Origin of the sequence: Methylobacterium sp. WL6 (genome assembly GCF_008040095.1) — a bacterium.
Lineage (GTDB): Bacteria > Pseudomonadota > Alphaproteobacteria > Rhizobiales > Beijerinckiaceae > Methylobacterium.
Window position 1 is genome coordinate 1 of the sequence record NZ_VRVH01000319.1, and the last position, 4,960, is coordinate 4,960.

2 protein-coding genes and 1 pseudogene are annotated in these 4,960 nt (G+C 72.3%); 2 read left to right on the forward strand and 1 reads right to left on the reverse strand.

Translation table 11 applies throughout. From position 1 onward, the window contains the following. Positions 1 to 36 precede the first annotated feature (36 nt). On the reverse strand, positions 37 to 3,360 hold the full coding sequence (locus tag FV230_RS24510; RefSeq protein WP_246694984.1) for a DUF3971 domain-containing protein: 3,324 nt from the start codon (positions 3,358 to 3,360) through the stop codon (positions 37 to 39). 312 nt (positions 3,361 to 3,672) lie between these two features. On the opposite strand from FV230_RS24510, the gene FV230_RS24515 reads away from it, so the two are divergent. Together FV230_RS24515 and FV230_RS24520 are read left to right on the forward strand one after the other, a co-directional pair. Beyond that, entirely contained in the window at positions 3,673 to 4,140 is a 468-nt protein-coding gene (locus FV230_RS24515; protein ID WP_147844252.1) for a peroxiredoxin, read from the forward strand. Positions 4,141 to 4,231: 91 nt separating this feature from the next. Then, positions 4,232 to 4,960: pseudogene (locus FV230_RS24520) on the forward strand (M23 family peptidase); the annotation flags it as partial.

Genomic DNA, 4,960 nt, shown 5'->3' on the forward strand with positions numbered 1-4,960 from the left:
CCGCGGAGTAGGCCGCCCGCCGGCGGATCGGCCGCCTCAGCGGTCGCCCTGCACCGCCGGGGGCACGCCGTCGGCGAAGTTCGAGCCGCCGCCCGCGCTGAAGAGTTTTCGCAGGAAGCCCGGCGCGACCGCCGAGAGCGGGTTCACGCTGACGTCCGGCGCGTTGAGCCTGCCCGAGACCCGGAAGTTGACCGCGAACAGGCCCTCGTTGTGGCCGCCGCCGAGGAGCGGTCCGATCAGCGGCACCTGCGAGACGATGTTGTTCAGGCCGTAGAGCGGCACGAAGGTGCCGTTGATGTCGGTGCGCTCGCGGGCGGTGTCGAGGAAACCCGACAGCGTGAAGCCCATCGCTGCGTTCGAGATCGCCGCATCGGAGAAGTCGACGCGCGAGCCCGAGCGGACGAAGTTCGCCCGCATCCGGTCGAACGAGACCGCGCTGCCCTGGCCCGCGACCGTGCGCTTGCGCCCGCGGGCATCGACGGTCTCCACCGTCTCCGGTCCCTGGGCCATGATGCTGGACAGGGCCGGCTCGTTGCGCAGCGCGAACTCGCGGATCTGCACCACGCCGGCCTGCGGCCCGTCGCTCAGCACGATGCCGAGATTGAGCCGGCCGCCGTACATCCGCCGGTAGACGTCGACGAAGCGCAGCGTCGCGCCGGCATCGCCGGATTCGATCGCCAGCGTCGGCGTGCCGCGCTCGCCCTTGGTCACGCTCGCGACGAAGGGGGCGGAGCGGAACTTGCCGCTCATCGCCGCCGAGCGCACGTCCTTGCCGCGCATGGACAGCTTCACGCTGGCGCTGGTCAGCGCCTCCTCGTTGAAGCCGGTGAGGATGCCGAGCTGGATGTCGGCGTCGATGTCCTTCGGGTTGGCGTCCCGCTGCGACTTGCCTTCGGGCGCGGTCAGCATCTTCAAGAACGGGCGCGCGTCGGCCACCGCCCCCTTCACCGCGACGCGGTAGCCGTTTCCGTTGCGATCCAGCGTGACGCGCATGTCGTCGCCGGGCGAGAGCTTGAGGTTGGTCAGGTCCGCCCGCTCGAGGCCGCCCTCGCCGGTGATCGAGGCGCTGCCGCGGGCCGTGGTCGAGCCGGCATCGAGGGCGATGTCGCGCAGGTCCATCCCCGGGCCGGTATCGACCAGGGTGAAGGTCAGGCGGCCGGCCTTGCCCGCGGCCTTGCTCAGGCCGGGCAGCAGGCCGTCGATCCCGGCGCGGGCGAGGTCGGCCTCGACCCGGATCGGGGGTTTCGTGGCGCCGGCCTTGACCAGCGGGATGGTGGCTTTGACCGCGATCGGGCCGCTCAGCTGGGGGGCCGTCGGCAGGCCCTTGCGCGCCCGCAGGGCGTCGTCGACGGTCAGGTTCACCAGCACCTCGCCGGTGCCGCCGGTCTTGGCCTGATGCATGTCGATCGAGACCGGCGCGCCCGACAGCTTGGCGTCGCCCTTCAGGGTGAAGCCGCGCGGATCGTAGGTCACGGCGAAGCGGCCGGCTTCGAGCTTGTCCTTGCCGACGACCTTGTCGACGGCGAGGTCGTTCAGCGTGCCCGAGACGCTGACCGGCAGGTCGGGCAGGTCGGGGATGTGCTTGAGGTCGAGCGGGAAGCCGATGCGCAGGTCGGCCTGGCCCTTCACGGTCGACGGGTCGAGATCGACGCCCGACAGCGCCTTGAACATCTTGGTCTGCAGCAGGGCCGCCAGCGCGTCTGCGCCGCCCGACAGGCGAAGGCCGATATCCGCCACGACCTTGTCGGGCGAGATCTCCGGGATGACGAAGGCGCCCTCGGTGATGTTCAGCGCGCGCCCGTCGGCCATGCGGATGTCGGCGGTGACGTTCCTGATCCGGGTCGAGCGCCCGGTGATCGTGCCGGCGACGTTGCCTCGGGTCAGCGGCGGCGCGTCGGGCGAGACCTCGAGCGTCGCGTCCGAGACGCGGAAGTCGATATGCACCGCGTTGTCCGGCATCGGGTCGCCCCGCGTCGCCGCGGCGAGCTCGGCGCCCGACATGTCGACGGTGATGTCGACCGCCTCGATGCGGGCGGCGCGCAGCTCGTCGACGAGGTAGTTGCGCGCCCCCGGCGCGATGTTCTCCGGCCAGAGCCGCAGCGCCGTGCGGGCCTCGCTGTCGCTGGCGGTGACGTGGAGCGTGAGGCCGTCATCGTCGGCGGTGGTGCCGAGGGTGCCGGACATGTTGCCGTGGATGCCGTCGCCGCTCATCGCGAAGCTGTCGATCGCGACGCCGCCGGCGCGGCCGGTGAGGTGCCCGTCCATCGCCGCGATGGTGATCGGCTTGTCCTTCGGGGCGGCGCCCCGGAGCGTCGCTTTTCGGCTCGACAGGGTCGCGGTCCAGGCGAAATCCTCGCCCGGCTTGGCCACGGCCCAGGTGCCGGTGAGGTTCACCGCGTTGCCGGCGCCGAGGTAGTCGAGCCCGTCGAGCGTCATCACCCGGGCGGTCTCGTCCCAGCTCACCGTGGCCTTCAGGCTCTCGACGGTGACCGGGTTGAAGTCCTTCTCCTCGACGAGGAAGGTGCCGTCGCTGGTGCGCAGCGTCGCCTTCATCGCCTCGATGCGGCCGCCGTCGAGGGCGACGTCGGCCCGCGCCGAGAGCTTCAGGTCGGTGGTGATCGGCAGCTTCGACTGGCCGGAGAGCAGCAGCAGGTCGGTGGCCGGCAGGTCGTCGAGGGTGATGATGCCGGTGCGGCGCGGGCCGCCGGCCTCGCGCAGGGTGCCGCCGAAGCGCCATTGCCCGTGCGGCCCGTCGATGCGCAGCTCGAACAGGCGCGCGTCCTGGTTCGGGTCCCGGCCGAACAGGCCGTTGACGTGCTCGAACACCGCGCGCTCGCGGGCGTCGTCGTCGATCAGCGTGAGGCGGGCATTGGTGATGCGGGCGCGGTCGAGCGCGCCGACGACGCCGGCGGAGTCGAGCACGACGCCGAAGATCGAGGCCGTTGCGGCCGAGAGCGGCGAGACCATGCCGCGCGCCGCATCCACGCTCGGCGGCGTGTGCGGCGAGGCGTCGCCCGGATGCGCCGGCTCGGCGGCCGCGAAGGCGATCGAGCCGTCGCGGTGGACGAGCGCCGTCATCTGCACGTCGCGGAACTCGATCGAGCGCGGCGTCGGCGCGAGCTTCAGCAGGCTCCAGGGATCGATGCTGACGAGGGCGAGCGGCGCGCGGACCACGAGGGCGCCCTGCGGGTTGCGGATGTCGAGCCCGCTGACGCGCAGCGCCAGGGCGTTCTCGGAGTCGAGCTCGAGGGTGCTGTCGCGCAGGCTGATGCGCCAGCCCGGCCCGATCCGGTCGGCGAGCGCCGACGACACCCGCGCCGACAGGCCGTCGATCTGCAGGGGCCCGTATGCGAGGCGCATGACCCCGCCCCCGAGGCCGAGGCCGAGCGCGACGACGAGGGCGGCGGCCGTCCACAGGCAGCGCCGCGTCCAGCAACGAACGGCCTTGCGCGTCTGCCCGCCGCCGGGCGTATCCTCAGGCCGGGCCTCTTCCTCAGGCATGAAGACCTTGCATCGGCGCGTCCGCTGTTTCGCAACGTGCGCTCATTCTAGGACGCAACCTCGTGACGACGCGTTTCCGGAGCGTGTCCGGCTCTCGCGCCCGAAGCGCGGGCATCGGATGGTCCGGCACCGCGCCAAAGCACACCATCAATCGGCCGAAAGGATGGCACGATGCCCCTCGCCCAAGGCGAACGCGCTCCCGACTTCACCCTTCCCGGCTCCGGCGGCAAGACGCTCCAGCTCGGCGAGCACGTCGGTCACAAGATCGTGCTCTACTTCTACCCGAAAGACGACACCAGCGGATGCACTCTGGAGGCGCAGGCCTTCAACGCGAGGCTGGCCGACTTCGACGCGGCCGACGCCGTCGTGATCGGGGTCTCGCCCGACCCGGTGAAGAGCCACGACAAGTTCGCGTCCAAGCACGACCTCGCCTTCCCGCTCGCCTCCGACGAGGGCAAGGCGATGCTCGAGGCCTACGGCGTCTGGGTCGAGAAGAGCATGTACGGGCGCAAGTACATGGGCGTCGAGCGCACCACGATGCTGCTCGACCGTGAGGGTCGCATCGCGCGGATCTGGCCGAAGGTGAAGGTGCCGGGCCATGCCGAGGAGGTGCTCGAGGCCGCCCGCGCCCTCCCCTGAGCCGATCCCGCATCCCGCGGGAGGCATGAGGGTTCTCGGTTTCTTAACCCTGTCGGCCTTCGATGGCGCCCTCGGCATCGGGCCCGAATCGATGACCCCTTCCGCCAGCCTTCCGCACCGCAGGAGCCGCCTTCTCGCCGCTGCCCTTCTCGTCACCGGCCTGTGGGCCGCCGGCGCGAGCGGGCTGGTGGTGTTCCACGACGACATCCTCGCCGGGTTCGTCGCGCGGCAGGGCGCGATGCAGACGGCCTACGAGGTGCGCCTCGCCGCGTTGCGGGCCGAGCTCGACCGCGGCGGCTCGGCGCGGGCGGAGGCGCAGGTCGCCGTCGCGGCGCGCCTCGACGGGCTGACGGCGCGCCAGAACGATCTGGAGCGGCGGCAGGCCGTGCTCGCCCGCCTCGCGCGGCCGGACGACGCGTCGTCCGACCCGATCGATCCGCCGACCACCGGTTCGCTGCCCGCCCCATCCTCGGCGGGCGAGAGCGATCTCGGCCTGCGCGGGGTCGAGGCAAGGCCCGGGCGTCGCAGCGCGCGCGAGACCGACCTGCAGGTTGCGGCCCTCGCCGGGCGGCTCGACGGCCTCGCGGCGGCGCAGGTGCTCGGGCTCGACCGCATCACCGAGCGGGCGGCGAGCGATCTCGGACGCCTGCGACGCGCCCTGGAGCGGATAGGAATCGACCTGCAGCGTCCGGCCGCGGCGGGCCTGGGCGGGCCGCTCGTGCCGATCGATCCGAGCCCGTTCGCCGACGCCCTCGCGGTCGCGTCCCGCACCGTCGGCGATGCCCAGGCGCTGCGCCGGCTCGCCGCCCGCCTGCCGCTC